Below are 15,559 nucleotides of genomic sequence, written 5' to 3' on the forward strand. Positions count from 1 at the left end.
CCATAAGACAATACCGGGGTTATTGTGAACTAGGATTGAACCATGCAGCTGAAGCCACTACGACCACAGATCTGGACTTTCGGTCATTTGAAACTGGATTTGTCTCAGCCGCATGTGATGGGAATTTTAAATGTGACTCCGGATTCCTTTAGCGATGGGGGGCTGCACAATCAGAAAGATCAGGCAGTAGTAAAAGCCCTGGAAATGATTGCTGATGGTGCCACCGTAATTGATGTGGGTGGTGAATCTACACGTCCAGGTGCATCAGTCGTGGAAGTTGAAGAAGAAATCCGTCGTGTTGTGCCTGTAGTTGAAGAACTGGCCAAGCATGATGTGATCATCTCGATTGATACTTCACAGCCAGAAGTGATTAAAGCAGCCGTCAAGGCGGGTGCACATATCTGGAATGATGTACGCGCGCTCAATCGTCCACAAGCGTTAGAGACGGCAGCAGAACTGAATATTCCGGTGATCATCATGCATATGCGTGGTGAGCCGACTACGATGAATAATCTGGATCAGTATGATGATGTAACTCAGGATGTGATTCGGGAACTGTCACAACGGGTTCAAGATGCTCTAGATGTCGGTGTTAAAGCTGAACATATCATGATTGATCCTGGTTTTGGATTTGCAAAAAATGCCCAGCAAAATTTAAAGCTGTTGCAAGAGTTTTATAAATTGACAGAAATGGGCTATCCGATTTTGTCTGCTTTATCCCGCAAACGTTTTATTGGTGCTGCTCTGAATGGTGCAGAACCACAAGCACGTGCAGTAGGTTCGGCTGCGGCGCATTTGCTGAGCATTCAGCAAGGTGCCTGTATGGTTCGAGCACATGATGTCAAGGTAACAGCAGACGCCATCAAAATCTGGAAAGCTATGCAAAATGCCTAAATCTGGGCTGAAAGACATATAGGAGCACAAGCTGTTTGGCTTTTAAACAGCAATGTGCTATACAGGCACGCTTAAGTTAGATTGTCATCTTTTAGAGTGCCTGTAATGTTTGCAGATTTACTTCTCCCCATGTTCGATGATGAATATTATCCCGATATTCTGGTTGCAGAAATCAAGCAACACATCGAACGTTTTGCTTCAAAAGTATCTAAATCCGGTTTATCAGATCAGGACGTGTACCAGCTAGCGCATGAGACTGTGGCAGACATCAATGCCATGAAGCCGCAGTTTGAAGATCTGGATTCGTCTCTGGATGATACTGCCGCAGACTATATTGCCGAGGCCATGATGATGGTCGTGCAAGAACAGGGTCTGTTTGATATTGAAATGGAAGAACTGGTCGTTAACCGCGAATGGTAAAAAAAAGCCCTGTTAAACAGGGCTTTTTTTAATGATCTGAAAATACGTCTTTTAAATTTTTATAATGAATTTCATCCAGTAGTTTCTGTTCTTCCAGCATGCAGCTATGATGTAAATCCAGATAATACTGTTTTAAATCTTTTTGATAAGGCACCGGTTCCGGCTCTTTGCTTTGCGATTGCTGATAAGACCAGTAAGCCAGCTGACGGATTTTCTGCAAACGTACCAATAGGGTGCTGCGAGTCGAAACTCTAAAGCAGGGCTCAACTAAAACCGGTACGAGGCTACTGAAAGCAAGCAGGGCCAAGCAAGGCAAGGTAATAATTGCTGAGTGAAAATACTGATAATTTATAAATGACAGAATCGCAATCAGGGTTTGCATATACAGGCAGAGTTGCAAACGCTTGGCATAGCGGGCAGAACTGTATTTCGCCTGAAACTGGGCACGCCAGATATAAGGATAGAGCATGCCGATCATGACAATAGTACCTGCACTGAGCGCCTGATATTTTGAAGTGACAAAGTCAGGATAAAACGGCAGTGAAAAGCACAGGCAACAAAATCCTGTGATCATGATCAGAATACCAATACGTAAATACAGATAGAGATCAGTGGTCTGGTTCAAATATTTATAACGGCCATAGCTGAGGCTGCAAAAGAATGCATCAGGATGGCGTAATTGCAATCTGGCTAGATCAAAAGAACGGGATGCAGACATGGGAAGGGCACATTCTATTGGTGATAATCACGCATAAAAAAACCAGCTGAATGCTGGAGATTTTCATTGCACCATTCTAATCAGAATTAAAATGGTGCCCGAGGCCAGACTCGAACTGGCACGCTTTGTGGGCGGGGGATTTTAAATCCCCTGTGTCTACCGATTTCACCACTCGGGCATGTGCGCAATAATAGAGGACGAAATAAAGCTTGGCAAGTAAATTTCAATACGTTTGCTTTATTTTCAAGCAATTCAGTAGTTTAAATTAAAAAATTAAATCCATAGTGCTAGATGATAAGCGTGAGAAGTCATGTAATTTTCTATTTCAGGCCGTGATTCATAAAACATTTACAGGTGCTCGTCCAGATAAGTATCGATATCGATGTATTTAATCTTCTTGCACTGCTCATGTTCCAGTTTAAACAAGCGGGTATGTAAATCCGCATAGTGCTGAAGCTGATTTTTCAATTCTTCATTTGGGGAGGTCGGCTTGGAATGAAAAAATAATTTCAGACGTAGTTTCCAGGTTTGTTGATAAGCCCAGAAACAGATGCGACGTAACTGCTGCAGTTGATATTGTTCAGTGCTATTGGTAGCAGGGCGGAACATATTTTCTTTATAGAACCGTACAAAACCAAAACTGATCCCGAAAAAGAATAGAATCCACATGGTCATACTGCTTTGTAGAAAAACCAGATTCAGCGCTTCCAGCACAATGACTACAGTGAGTTTAATCGGTGTATGTCTTAAAAACTGATAGAGGGAATGGGAAGAATGCCGGATCTGCTTGATCACCAGTGGAAGCACCAGCATCAGAAATAGCAGAATAGTCAGAATTGCATAAGCTTGCGCCTGAAAGTCTTGGGCAGTTGATAGCTTAGAGGAATAAACATCTTTGAGAACCAGACTAATCGGTACAAAGATCATGGCAGCCAGCACCCAGGGAATCAGTTCCTTGAGATCACTTAAAATACCCTTGGTCTTGATCTGGCCATAAAACAGATAATTTCTTTTGAAGGCAGCCGGATAAAGCAGTTTAAGTTGCTGCAATAAAAGATCAATCTGTTTGGTTTGCATAATAAAAAGTAAATAAGAAACTTGCCGCCTACTATAGCCAATTTACGCCAGAATGATAGAGATGACCCGGATTTTGCAATTATTAGAGTTGAAGCTAAAGATTTTAATTTTTTAGTAAGGATTTATGCGAAAATAGTCCATTGCATATTTATTTTTTAGGGACAGTTTATGACTGATCAATCTCCTGCGACGCTAAGCGACATCGAAATTTTAGACATCCTTCAAACCATGAAGAATGATGAGCTAGATACGGAAGCAAAAGAAGTCATTCGTCAGGGTGGTAAAGCGGGTCGTCAGGAAGCGCATAAACAGGCGCTGGTTGTATTGAATCAGTCATTTGAAGAAAAATTTGTTGAAGCAGTTTCTCTTGCTCTCAATCTGAATGAAGCACAAATCAAAAAAATCCGCTATAAGAAAGACCGTATCCGTATTTTAAAAGCGCGTGGTATTGATTACCTGGCAATTGATGGCGCGGAAACTGCCTTTGTGCTGGCACAGATTGCGCAGGCCATTCTGCGTGAAGATGCAGTCGTCACTCATGACCTGCATAATATTTTCCCATTCTGGAAAGAAGGCTGGCCAATGGTGCAATTTGATAATGCCTACAAAATCTTGCAGGAAGATATCCAGATCCATTATCAGGCAGTCCTTGAAGCACTTCTATCAAAAATTTAAGCTGAATTGAATGAATGTAAAAAAGCACCTTCGGGTGCTTTTTTAATGAGAATAAAATAGGGAAAGCAGCCAGCGCACAGGAAGCATAAACAGCCGCCACCAGGTGATGAGCGGATAATAAAAATATTCGCCTATTCTTAAAGTCGAATCAAACCCTTGCCGACGCCGCTCAAAAGGATAGGGAGTCAGCCAGATTGAAAGTAAAATGAGCACAATTGCTAGGATCAGAAATATAGGCTGTTGATCTTGCATAAAGAAGAAATAGATTAAATATAAGGCCGAATAAAAACTCAGACAGGCGAGTAGCGCAGCAATATTCATAAAAGTCTCATTATTATTGTTTTTCGATTTTTAAAAAAATTGAAGAAGAACCAGATTATTCTGATTCTTCTGTCGGTGGCTTTTTCACTTCTAGCATACGTGTAACCAGTAACTGGTCAATCTTGAAATGATCAACATCGACAACTTCAAACTTATAACCCGCATGTAGCACAATATCTGCAGGACGTGGAATCTTGCGCAGCTTGAACATCATAAAACCAGCCAGAGTTTCATAATTCTCTTCATCTGGCATTTCATCAATTTCCAGCGCATGTTTGATGTCTTCAATAGGCGTACTGCCATCAATCAGCCATGAATTGCTGTCACGCTTAATGATCTGCTGGTCTTCTTCCAGGGGAGTAACCCAGTCGCCCATCACGGTAATCATAATGTCGGAAAGGGTAATCACACCTACGACCAAGGCATATTCATTAATAACGACGGCGAACTTTTCCTTGGTTGAACGGAAGCGATCCAGTAATTCAGATAGAGTCAGTGTATCTGGAATGGTTAGAACCGTACGGATGGTATTTTCATTTAACTGAAGTAAAGACTGATTATTCAGAATACGAACCAGAATATCTTTGGAGTCGACATATCCAATCACATCGTCGATATTTTCATTACAGACCAAAAACTTGGAATAAGGAAATTCAGCCAGTTTTTGACGAATACTGGCTTCTGATTCTTTCAAGGTAAAGAACACCACATTTTCGCGAGTCGTCATACTGGAAGGAACATTACGTTCTTCAAGCTCAAACACATTCTCAATAAAGTGATGTTCCTGTTTCTGTAACACACCTGCCTGAGCACCCGCATCCATTACCGCAGAAATATCCGCAAAGGTAATATTGTCGTCTCGGATGGTATTCACTTTAAATAAGCGGAACAACAGGTTCGCAATGGCATTGATGAACCAGGCCAGTGGTTTACAGATTTTGATAAATACCTGAATTGGATTAATCACCGAGACAGAAATTTTTTCTGGAGCGATCATGGCCAGACGTTTCGGCATCAAGTCCGCAAACAGAATAAATAATGAAGTAACTGCAGTGAAGGACAGGCTGAACGCAATCGTTTCAGTCCAGGGACCTTGATAAAATCTGGAAAGTAAATTGATGATATAAGGGCGGAAGGCGCCTTCACCTAAAATACCGCCTAAAATGGCAACGGCGTTTAAACCAATTTGGGAAGCTGCAAAAAAGTCAGCAGAGTTTTCTTGTAAATCTAAAACTTTTTGAGCGCGAATATCTCCCGATTCAGCCAAAATTTTTAATTTGACCTTACGGGCACCTGCAAGCGCGATTTCTGTTAATGATAAAAAACCGGCCCCCGCGATGAGTAATAAGATAATCACGATGTTTTGAAAGAGGCTCACGAATCCACCTGTGGATTAATATGATCTAGCTAAAAATATTTTTAACACAAAAAAAGACTTGAGGTACAAATAAAGCAACTCAAGTCTCTAGAGTATAAGCTTAAAAATGAGCAATTTAGCTAATATTCAATTTAATAATGCGAAAATTGCGAATTATTCATTAAAAATTCACGATTTTCTTCTTCGATCATCTGACGCGCTACATACAGAATTAGCTGACGTAACCAGCGATGGGCGGGATGATGATGCAATAAAGGACACCACGCCATCTTCAATTCAAACTCAGGAATATAGAATGGTGGATCTTTAATGAGTAAGTTCTGGTTTTTGGCTTGCAGACGTGCAATACGGGTCGGTAGTGTTGCGACAAGATCTACATTGGCAGCCAGAAGACCGGGCATCTGATAATGACGGGTAAATACCGAAATCTTACGTTTTTGGCCAATACGCTCAAGCGCCTGATCAATCCAGCCGAGACCCGCCTGCTTCTCAGGATTCACCCCAAAGCCAACGCCCATACCGGTTTTCGATACCCAGATATGCTGTGCATCGAGATAGCTTTTCAGATTCAGGTTGCCCGCAGCTGGATGCTTGTTATTTAACAGGCAAGAAAAACTATCGCGCCAAACCAGTACCTGATGGAAGCTTTGCGGAATTTCATTAAAACGGTTAATCGCCAGATCAACTTTACCTTGTTCCATGTCACGATAGGACACATCACTTGGCGTTAAGAAGTCGAGCACCACATTCGGTGCTTCTGAACGCAATGCTTTCACCAGGCGTGGTACCAGCGTGGCTTCAGCATAATCTGAAGTCATGATGCGGAAGACACGGTTTGAAGTATAAGGACGGAATTCAGTACGCGGTTCCAGAATCATGGAAAGATCCGCTAAGGCATCGCGGATACGAGGTTGGAGTTCTAGTGCACGTTCTGTTGGGGTCATACCTTCAGAAGAGCGAATCAGGAGGGGATCATTAAATAAATTTCGTAAGCGACGTAAAATGTTACTCATCGCAGGCTGGGTTACCCCAAGTTGTTCTGCAGCACGCGTGACATTTTTTTCACGTAGAAGTACGTCAAGATAAATGAGGAGATTAAGATCGACCCGCTCCAGATTCATAAAAAAAATACCGAAAATAAAATTATGAAATTATATGGATTATGCCATAACTACTATAGCTTGTGTACGCAACTGATGAAAAAAAGCCCAGCTGATTGTACTGAAATACCTTTTTAGAGTCTCTTTCACCGCAGATTTTACCAGCCTGAATCATTCTCTATTTTTAAGAGCAGAAAGGAAATGTGGCTGCATCCTAAACGAAAGAAAGGCATTTCTGAAAAACAGAGGGAATTAGCAAATAATGTGCCAGATTTGATCAAAAATATTTCAACAAATAAATGAAAAATAATTCCTTCGAAATAAGTATTCCAGGTTTTAAGGCTTATAAAGTAGACAAAAGTTGCTGAAATTAAGCGCTGCTAAAGTCTTGCAAGACTTAAGTCTAATGAATATTTTTTGCCCTTATTGCTGATGTTTTAGGCAAAATCCAATTTTAAAAATTCAAAAATAAAATATAAAATACAATAACTTATAAAATATTGATCAATATATAATTAGACTTTCATCTACATATTTTTTAAATAAATAATGATAATTCTTGCAGAATATTGGATTAATTTTTCGAAGCCCACTAATCTTTAGCTATCCCAACGGATCGTCGAAAATCTGAACAAGTCATTGAGGGTGTGATTTGAGCGGTTCGTTGCAGAAAAATCCTAATATTAATACAGGAATATATCATGACTACATACCAAACAGCGATTGATGCAATCCGCGAATTAAAAGCGAAATTCGGTAACACTTGGGCAGACATCAGTCCTGAAGATGCTGCGCGTATGCAACTTCAAAACCGTTTCAAAACTGGTTTAGACATTGCTAAATATACAGCGGCGATTATGCGTCGTGATATGGCTGCTTATGATGCAGACTCTAGCAAATACACTCAATCACTAGGCTGCTGGCACGGTTTCATCGCTCAGCAAAAAATGATTGCGAACAAAAAATACTTCGGTACAACTGAACGTCGCTATATCTACCTTTCTGGCTGGATGGTTGCTGCACTTCGTTCAGAATTCGGTCCTCTTCCTGACCAATCTATGCACGAAAAAACTTCTGTTCCTGCATTGATCGAAGAAATCTACACATTCTTACGTCAAGCTGATGCGAAAGAACTGAACGACCTGTTCCGCGCACTTAAAAAAGCTCAAGACGCTGGTGATACAGCTAAAGCTGCTGAAATCACTTCACAAATCGACAACTTCCAAACTCACGTTGTGCCAATCATTGCGGACATCGACGCTGGTTTCGGTAACGAAGAAGCGACTTACTTACTAGCTAAGAAAATGATCGAAGCGGGTGCTTGTGCACTTCAAATCGAAAACCAGGTTTCTGACGCGAAACAATGTGGTCACCAAGCTGGTAAAGTAACAGTTCCACACGAAGACTTCATCGCGAAAATCCACGCTCTTCGCTATGCATTCCTTGAAATGGGTCTTGACGACGGTATCATCGTTGCACGTACTGACTCTGAAGGCGCTGACTTGACTCAAAAAATCCCAGTGGTTAAAGAGCCAGGCGACATCGCTTCTCAATACATCAGCTACTTAGACACTCAAGAAATTGACATCTCTGAAGCGCAAGAAGACGAAATCCTGATCAAACGTGATGGTAAACTTCACCGTCCTAAACGTCTTGCTTCTGGCTTGTACCAGTTCCGTGAAGGCACTCAGATCGACCGCGTTGTACTTGACTGTATCACTAGCTTACAAAACGGTGCTGACCTTCTTTGGATCGAAACTGCGACTCCAAACGTAGCTGAAATCGCTCACATGGTTAACCGTGTACGTGAAGTTGTGCCAAATGCGAAACTTGTTTACAACAACTCTCCATCATTCAACTGGACACTGAACTTCCGTCAACAAGCGTATGACCGTTGGGTTGCTGAAGGTAAAGACGTATCTGCATACGACCGTGCTAAACTGATGAGCGCTGAGTACGACGATTCTGAATTGGCTGCTGAAGCTGACGAAAAAGTACGTACATTCCAAGCAGATGCTTCTCGTGAAGCAGGCGTGTTCCACCACTTGATCACTCTGCCTACTTACCACACAGCTGCTCTTTCTACTCACGAGCTTGCTCAAGGTTACTTCGGTTCTGAAGGTATGTTGGCGTATGTTGCTGGCGTACAACGTAAAGAAATCCGTGGCGGTATCGCTTGTGTGAAACACCAAGCAATGGCTGGTTCTGACATCGGTGATGACCACAAAGAAATCTTCGCTGGTGACAACGCGCTTAAAGCGGGTGACGATGCGAAAAACACAATGAACCAATTCTCTGCTTAATCAGCTCTGAATCGATTCTAAAAAAACCCTGCGCAAGCAGGGTTTTTTTATGCCTAAAATAAAAATAATAACCTTATAAATTGTTGAAATAGCTAGATGAAAGGCAAAATCTTCATATTTTCTTCATGATTCAATTTTATACATATTTTTCTGTGATCAAGCCTTGCATTCTCTAGGCCACTGCCTGAATATCCTTAAGCTGACTCAATAATGCAACGTCTTCCATAATTCATTAAATTCAAAGTGATTCAGACTTATGCTGTCTAAGTTTTTCATTCATCGTCCTATTTTTGCAGGTGTGCTGGCCATTGTAGTCATGGCCATTGGACTTTTTGCGGTGATGAATTTACCTGTTGAACGTTATCCGGATATTGCACCGCCTCGTATTACTGTGGCAACAACCTATAGCGGTGCTTCTGCAGAAACAGTAGAAGAAAGCGTGACCCAGGTGCTGGAACAGCAAATTAAAGGTATCGACCGCTTGCTGTATTTCAGCTCAAGCAGTGATTCCTCAGGTCGAAGCCGGATCAGCATCAGTTTTGAAAATGGTACCGATCCAGATACAGCACAAGTACAGGTTCAAAATGCGATTAACGGGGTTCTCAATCGTTTGCCAGATGATGTCCAGCGACAGGGCGTGAATGTCTTCAAATCTCTTGGCGATACCCATATGGTCATCGGTTTGTATGATGAGTCACGGCGTAGCAGCAATATTGAACTGTCTGATTATTTGACCACGCATCTGGAACAGGATATTTCCCGAATTGATGGCATTGGGGAAGTGGATGTTTTTGGTTCACAGTTCGCGATGCGCATCTGGCTGAATCCAGCAAAATTGAAACAATATAACCTGATGCCAAGTGATGTGCGGGCAGCGATTGAATCACAAAATACTCAAGTGGCAGCCGGCGCAATTGGTGACTTGCCGACAGTCGATGATCAGTATCTGAATGCCAAAGTCACATCAGGCAGCCGTTTAAAAACAGTCGAAGAATTTGAAAATATTATTGTGAAGTCTGCCCGGGATGGTAGCTTTATCTACTTAAAAGATGTTGCACGGGTTGAATTGGGTGCGGAAAATTATCAGTCATATAGCACCACCAACGGCTATCCTTCTGCCGGTCTGGGCATTTCACTGGCCTCCGGTGCCAATGCAATTGCGACGTCGAGTCTGATCAAGGCTGAAATCGAGCGACTCTCCCAGCAGTTGCCGGAAGGCTATAAAATTGCCTATCCGCGTGACAATACACCGTTTGTTAAAGAATCGATTAAAGAAGTCGTTAAAACTTTATTCGAGGCGGTCATTCTGGTCGTCATCGTGATGTTTATCTTCCTGCAAAACTGGCGTGCCACCTTAATTCCGACTGTAACTGTGCCTGTAGTTTTACTCGGAACCATGGCAGTACTTTATGTTTTGGGACTGAGTATTAATACGCTGACTTTGTTTGCCTTAGTACTGGCCATTGGCTTGCTGGTCGATGATGCCATTGTGGTGGTAGAGAACGTTGAACGTCTGATGCATGAGCAGCAGCTTACAGCCAAAGAAGCAGCGCTGGAATCCATGCAGGAAATCAGCGGCGCACTGATCGGGATTACCCTGGTTTTAACCGCGGTCTTTATTCCCATGGCATTTTTTGGTGGCTCAACCGGGGTGATCTATCGTCAGTTCTCGATTACGCTCGTGGCAGCGATGTCTCTGTCGCTGATGGTCGCACTGATTCTGACACCTGCACTTTGTGCGCTGATTCTAAAACCAAATCCAAAACCTGCCAAGTGGGCGAGTTGGTTTAACCAGAAACTGGATGGTTTGAAGCATCGTTATCTGAAAGTTTCTAATGTCACTCTACAACATAAGGCCATTAGTCTGGTGCTGTTTGCCGGATTGCTCTGCGTATTTGCTTTATTTTATCGCGCCTTACCCACCAGCTTTTTGCCGAGTGAAGACCAGGGTATTCTGAATCTGCAAATCCGGCTGCAGGAAGGCGCGCCAATGAAAAACACCATTCAGGTCGGTGAGCAGATTCGTCAGTATTTTCTGGAAGAAGAAAAGGACAATATCGACTTGGTCATGCTACGTTATGGCCGTAACTTCTCAGGTACCGGTCAGAACCTGGCGACCGGTTTTGTTGCCTTGAAGCATTGGGATGACCGTGCTGGAGAAGAAAATACCGCGCAAGCGATTCGTGAACGTGCTATGAAGCATTTTCGCAGTAACCGCGATGCTCAAGTCAATATCAGCATGCCGGCTTCAGTGAATGGTTTAGGGCAAACCGACGGCCTGGATTTCTGGATTCGTGATATTAACGGTAATGGCCGTCAGTATCTGGAAGAGCAGTTCCAGAATATGCAGGCTGGAGCAGCTCAATATAGTAGCTTTGAAAATCTGGATAAGCGTTCCAATCCGGAAAAAGCCGAACTGAAAGTCAATATTGACCAGAAACAGGCTATGGCCAATGGTCTGAGTCAATCCGCAATCAACAGTACGCTTTCAGCGGCCTGGGGGGGTAATTATATTAATGACTTTATTGATCGTGGCCGGATTAAACGGGTGATTATGCAGGGCGATGCAGAATTCCGTTCCAAACCTGAAGATCTGGCGCAATGGCATGTACGTAATGACCTGAACGAGATGGTGCCTTTCAGTAATTTCGCTCAGGTGGACTGGAGTGGTGGTCCTGAGGTAGTCAACCGTTTTATGGGCTATACCTCGCTGCAAATGCAAGCGGATATGGTCAAAGGTTCCAGTTCTGGTGAAGCGATGCAAGATGCTGAAAATCTGGTGGCAGAACAGGATGGCATTGACGTGGTCTGGAGCGGTTTATCCTTTGAGGAAAAACAATCCAGTAATCAGGCAATCTGGTTATATCTGGTGTCGATTGGTTTCATTTTCCTGTGCCTGGCCGCTTTATATGAAAGCTGGACGATTCCGACTGCGGTCATGTCCGCTATTCCTCTAGGGATTGGTGGGAATATCATTTTTAGTTTTCTGGCAGATTTTCCGAATGATATTTACTTCCAGATTGCTTTGCTGACCACGATTGGTCTGTCCTGTAAGAATGCAATTTTAATCGTAGAGTTTGCGGCATTGGCTCAGGAAAAAGGTAAATCGGTAGTTGAAGCTGCACTTGAAGGTGCTTCACTGCGCTTGCGCCCAATCCTGATGACATCTCTGGCCTTTGGTGCTGGCATTCTGCCACTGGTCTTTGCTTTTGGTGCAGGTGCAGCCAGTCGTCGTGAGATTGGAATCAGTGTTTTTGGTGGAGTGATCTTTGGAACGATACTGGTGCTAATTTTTATTCCATTTATGTACGTTTTAATTCGCCAAATGACGATGAAGAAATCACATACATAATATCAATTGAGAATATAGCATTCTAAAATCCCCGTTATAACGGGGATTTTTTTATCGGAAATAAAAAGGTAAAGATTGGCTTAAATTTAAGCATGGTGTGAAAATTGCTATAGAAATCATCTATTCATGGCGTGTGCATCCTAAAGATGCATTTGATGGGGATTTCTGATTTATGTTGTCGCGCTTTTTTATTTATCGTCCCAAGTTTGCAGCGGTCATTGCAATTTTAATGATGGCCCTTGGGGTATTTGCACTTCAAAAAATTCCCATTGAACATATGCCAAATATGGATACGCCAGCTTTAGGCGTTTCCGCAGGTTATCGTGGTGCATCGGCTGAAACAGTTGAGCAATCGGTGACCCAGATTCTGGAACAGGCGGTAAAAGGCATTGCAGGTCTGGAAACTTTTCACTCCAGCAGTTCGGTGGGACGGGCCCAACTTACGCTGCAATTTGAGCCAGGAGTCGATCTTGATCAAGCCCAGTTACAGGTTCAAAACGCCGTGAATGGTGTATTGAGCCGTTTACCTGAAGAGACGCAGCAGGGCGGAGTCAATGTTTATAAATCAGGGTATGACCAGTTTGCACTATTAAGTTTATATGATGAGAGTGGACAGAGTAGTGTTACCGAACTTTCAGATTATTTGATGGTCCACGTCGAACCGCGTTTGTCACGTATTGAAGGTGTAGGGGAAATTGACCTGTACGGTGCAGGTTATGCCATGCGGATTTGGCTAAATCCGCATAAGTTGCACCAGTTTAACCTGATGCCAAGCGATATCCGTAATGCCATTGAAACTCAAAACGCGCCACTGGCTTCAGGCGCAATTGGTGGTTTGCCAACCATGCAGGATCAATATCTCAATGCCAAGGTCAGTGCCGGTTCACATTTAAGCAGTGTGAAAGAATTTGAAAATATCATCGTTAAAACCACAGATTCCGGTTCATTGCTGTATTTAAAAGATGTGGCACGGGTAGAACTAGGTGCAGAAAGTTATAACCACATTAACTATACCAACGGACAGCTCTCTTCAGCTTTATCGATTACTTTGGCGCCGCGGAGTAATGCTATTGCCGTGTCCAAACAGATTCAAGACGTATTAAAAAACGCTCAGGCCAATTTGCCACCGCACTACCAGTTGCAAATGACCATGGACAAAACTCCATTTATTACCAGCTCAATTGAACAGGTAGCTAAAACTCTGGTTGAAGCCATTATTCTGGTCATTGTGGTGATGTTTATCTTCCTGCAAAACTGGCGTGCCACGATTATTCCGGCCGTTACGATTCCGATTGTGGTTTTAGCGACCTTTGCAGTGCTGTATGTCTTGGATATGACTCTGAATAGTTTTACCTTATTTGCCCTGATTTTAGCCATCGGTCTGCTAGTCGATGATGCCATTGTAGTGGTGGAAAATATTGAACGCCTGATGCAGGAAGAATATCTGGATGCCAAAGCGGCTGCCTTAAAATCCATGCAGGAAATGAGCGGAGCACTGGTCGGTATTACGCTAGTACTTACCGCAGTATTTATCCCGATGGCTTTCTTTGGCAGCATCACTGGGGTGATTTATCGTCAATTTTCCATCACTTTGGTGGTAGCGATGTTCCTGTCTTTATTCGTGGCCTTAATCATTACTCCAACATTTGCGGCACAACTCCTCAAACGCAAACATCATCAGGCTCGCTGGGCGCAGTGCTTTAACCATGGCATGGATCAGCTCAATGCCGGTTACCAAAAAGTTTCAGCTCGGAGTATGCGATTGAAATTCATGATGTTGGCACTGTTTGGTGTGTGCATAATGGGCTTCGGCTGGGTATATAAGCATTTGCCGGAAGGTTTGATGCCCACCGAAGACATGGGCTTTGTTATGGGGCAGATTGTCATGCCTGGCAATGCACCGCGTACAGAAGTCGAAAAAGTCGGGCGTGAAGTACAAGACTATTTAATGAAACACGAATCGGAACGCATTCAGAGTTTAGGTGTCTGGTATAGCGGCAACAATGTCGGTGTAGGTCCGTATCGTGGGCAGCTCTTTGTGGTATTAAAAGACTGGGCTGAGCGCAAAAATCCTGAAGATTCGGTCTTTGCCATTGTCGATCGAGCACAGAAACACTTTGCCAATCATGCCAATGCCCAAATTTTCTTTATGGCACCTTCCATGTCGAGTAATGGTCGTGTGGTCGATTTCTGGTTGCAAGACCTGAATTATAAAGGAGCTGAATTTTTACAGGAGGCATTTGGCCAGATTGAAGCGCGTGCCCAAGGCAAATCATCGATTGAATTTTTACAGCTGGATCAACCTAAAGAAAGCGCTGAGCTGAATATCAAACTTGATGCAGAACGTGTGTTAAAGCATTCCATTCCTCAGCAAAATGTAAACAGTACTTTGGCTGCAGCATGGGGTGGAACTTATATCAATGACTTTATTGATCGCGGACAGATTAAGCGTGTGATTATGCAGGGTGAAGCAGAATACCGTTCCAAACCTGAAGATCTGGCCTTCTGGCATGTACGCAATCAAAAAGGTGAAATGCTGTCATTTAACCAGTTTAGCAGTCTGAATTGGCAGGGCGGGCCGAACAGTATTAACCGCTATATGGGCTATAACGCTGTTCCAGTCTATGCCGGGATTCCAAAGGACAAGTTTTCCAGTCAGACCATGCAGGATGTTGAAACATTGGTAGATACTCAGGAAGGCGTGAATCTGGCCTGGAGCGGAGCTGCATTGGAAGAAAAGCGTAGCAGCGGTCAGGCGATTTTTCTTTATGTGATTTCGATTGCCTTTATTTTCCTGTGTTTAACCGCTTTATATGAAAGTTGGACCATTCCTGCGGCCGTGATCAGTGCCATTCCATTGGGCGTAGGCGGCAGTATCTTATTTTGCTGGGTCTTTGGTTTCGCCAATGACATCTTTTTTCATATTGCCTTGCTGACGACGATTGGTCTGTCCTGTAAAAATGCCATTCTGATTGTGGAGTTTGCTGCACAGGCAGAGAAAGCAGGAAAAACAGCTATAGCTGCAGCCTTAGAAGGAGCAAGTTTGCGCTTACGGCCGATTCTCATGACTTCTATTGCTTTTGCTGCGGGAGTGATTCCTTTGATTTTTGCTTCTGGGGTCAGTGCGATCAGCCGTCAGGAAATTGGTGCCAGCGTTTTGGGCGGGGTCATTTTTGCAACTATTTTGGTATTATTCTTTATCCCGTTTATGTATGTGTTAATCCGAAACCTGTTTCGTGTCAAAGCAACAAATAAAGTTATACAAATCAATCAGGAAAATGAGGAATACTCACTCTAGGGCGGGTATGTTTCATACCTGCA

General features: G+C 43.1%; 11 protein-coding genes and 1 tRNA gene. 6 read left to right on the forward strand and 6 right to left on the reverse strand.

Annotated features, from left to right (window positions below; all coding sequences use genetic code 11):
* The first annotated feature begins 42 nt into the window (after positions 1 to 42).
* Both folP and FTV34_RS04930 read left to right on the forward strand, forming a co-directional pair.
* Entirely contained in the window at positions 43 to 894 is an 852-nt protein-coding gene (gene folP, locus FTV34_RS04925; protein WP_180069079.1) for a dihydropteroate synthase, read from the forward strand.
* Between the two features lie 105 nt (positions 895 to 999).
* Positions 1,000 to 1,314, forward strand: coding sequence for a DUF5713 family protein (locus FTV34_RS04930; protein ID WP_125278212.1), 315 nt, complete (start codon positions 1,000 to 1,002; stop codon positions 1,312 to 1,314).
* A 28-nt stretch (positions 1,315 to 1,342) separates the two neighbouring features.
* On the opposite strand, the gene FTV34_RS04935 is transcribed toward FTV34_RS04930, so the two are convergent.
* The 3 genes from FTV34_RS04935 to FTV34_RS04945 form a co-directional block, all read right to left on the reverse strand.
* Positions 1,343 to 2,032: a hypothetical protein gene (locus FTV34_RS04935; RefSeq protein ID WP_180069081.1), complete on the reverse strand. Its 690-nt coding sequence runs from the start codon at positions 2,030 to 2,032 to the stop codon at positions 1,343 to 1,345.
* Between the two features lie 92 nt (positions 2,033 to 2,124).
* Positions 2,125 to 2,210, reverse strand: a tRNA-Leu gene (locus tag FTV34_RS04940).
* A 170-nt stretch (positions 2,211 to 2,380) separates the two neighbouring features.
* The gene (locus tag FTV34_RS04945; RefSeq protein WP_180069083.1) at positions 2,381 to 3,109 is read right to left on the reverse strand and encodes a hypothetical protein; all 729 of its coding nucleotides are present in this window, start codon (positions 3,107 to 3,109) and stop codon (positions 2,381 to 2,383) included.
* 168 nt (positions 3,110 to 3,277) lie between these two features.
* Between FTV34_RS04945 and FTV34_RS04950 the strand changes: the two genes are divergently transcribed.
* A complete protein-coding gene (locus tag FTV34_RS04950) occupies positions 3,278 to 3,784 on the forward strand; it encodes a hypothetical protein (RefSeq protein WP_004784781.1) in 507 nt (168 codons plus the stop codon).
* 42 nt (positions 3,785 to 3,826) lie between these two features.
* Here FTV34_RS04950 and FTV34_RS04955 read toward each other — a convergent pair whose 3' ends face one another.
* From FTV34_RS04955 to FTV34_RS04965, 3 genes are all read right to left on the reverse strand, one after another.
* The gene (locus FTV34_RS04955; RefSeq protein WP_180069085.1) at positions 3,827 to 4,105 is read right to left on the reverse strand and encodes a hypothetical protein; all 279 of its coding nucleotides are present in this window, start codon (positions 4,103 to 4,105) and stop codon (positions 3,827 to 3,829) included.
* A gap of 55 nt (positions 4,106 to 4,160) precedes the next feature.
* Positions 4,161 to 5,483, reverse strand: coding sequence for a hemolysin family protein (locus FTV34_RS04960; RefSeq protein WP_004784777.1), 1,323 nt, complete (start codon positions 5,481 to 5,483; stop codon positions 4,161 to 4,163).
* Between the two features lie 131 nt (positions 5,484 to 5,614).
* Complete coding sequence (locus FTV34_RS04965; RefSeq protein ID WP_004784775.1) at positions 5,615 to 6,604, reverse strand: LysR family transcriptional regulator; 990 nt, start codon at positions 6,602 to 6,604, stop codon at positions 5,615 to 5,617.
* A gap of 680 nt (positions 6,605 to 7,284) precedes the next feature.
* Between FTV34_RS04965 and FTV34_RS04970 the strand changes: the two genes are divergently transcribed.
* From FTV34_RS04970 to FTV34_RS04980, 3 genes are all read left to right on the forward strand, one after another.
* Positions 7,285 to 8,886, forward strand: coding sequence for an isocitrate lyase (locus FTV34_RS04970; RefSeq protein WP_159123482.1), 1,602 nt, complete (start codon positions 7,285 to 7,287; stop codon positions 8,884 to 8,886).
* Positions 8,887 to 9,142: 256 nt separating this feature from the next.
* Entirely contained in the window at positions 9,143 to 12,238 is a 3,096-nt protein-coding gene (locus FTV34_RS04975; RefSeq protein WP_180069087.1) for a multidrug efflux RND transporter permease subunit, read from the forward strand.
* Between the two features lie 172 nt (positions 12,239 to 12,410).
* Positions 12,411 to 15,536, forward strand: coding sequence for an efflux RND transporter permease subunit (locus FTV34_RS04980; protein WP_180069089.1), 3,126 nt, complete (start codon positions 12,411 to 12,413; stop codon positions 15,534 to 15,536).
* Positions 15,537 to 15,559: the final 23 nt, after the last annotated feature.

Origin of the sequence: Acinetobacter sp. YH16038 (assembly GCF_013417275.1) — a bacterium.
In the GTDB taxonomy this organism is placed as follows: Bacteria; Pseudomonadota; Gammaproteobacteria; order Pseudomonadales; family Moraxellaceae; genus Acinetobacter.

Excerpts from the sequence above, each read along its gene's own strand:
- folP (WP_180069079.1), top strand. The coding sequence starts at position 43 with ATGCAGCTGAAGCCACTACGACCACAGATCTGGACTTTCGGTCATTTG.
- FTV34_RS04930 (WP_125278212.1), top strand. The coding sequence starts at position 1,000 with ATGTTTGCAGATTTACTTCTCCCCATGTTCGATGATGAATATTATCCC.
- FTV34_RS04935 (WP_180069081.1), bottom strand. The coding sequence starts at position 2,032 with ATGTCTGCATCCCGTTCTTTTGATCTAGCCAGATTGCAATTACGCCAT.
- FTV34_RS04945 (WP_180069083.1), bottom strand. The coding sequence starts at position 3,109 with ATGCAAACCAAACAGATTGATCTTTTATTGCAGCAACTTAAACTGCTT.
- FTV34_RS04950 (WP_004784781.1), top strand. The coding sequence starts at position 3,278 with ATGACTGATCAATCTCCTGCGACGCTAAGCGACATCGAAATTTTAGAC.
- FTV34_RS04955 (WP_180069085.1), bottom strand. The coding sequence starts at position 4,105 with ATGAATATTGCTGCGCTACTCGCCTGTCTGAGTTTTTATTCGGCCTTA.
- FTV34_RS04965 (WP_004784775.1), bottom strand. The coding sequence starts at position 6,604 with ATGAATCTGGAGCGGGTCGATCTTAATCTCCTCATTTATCTTGACGTA.
- FTV34_RS04970 (WP_159123482.1), top strand. The coding sequence starts at position 7,285 with ATGACTACATACCAAACAGCGATTGATGCAATCCGCGAATTAAAAGCG.
- FTV34_RS04975 (WP_180069087.1), top strand. The coding sequence starts at position 9,143 with ATGCTGTCTAAGTTTTTCATTCATCGTCCTATTTTTGCAGGTGTGCTG.
- FTV34_RS04980 (WP_180069089.1), top strand. The coding sequence starts at position 12,411 with ATGTTGTCGCGCTTTTTTATTTATCGTCCCAAGTTTGCAGCGGTCATT.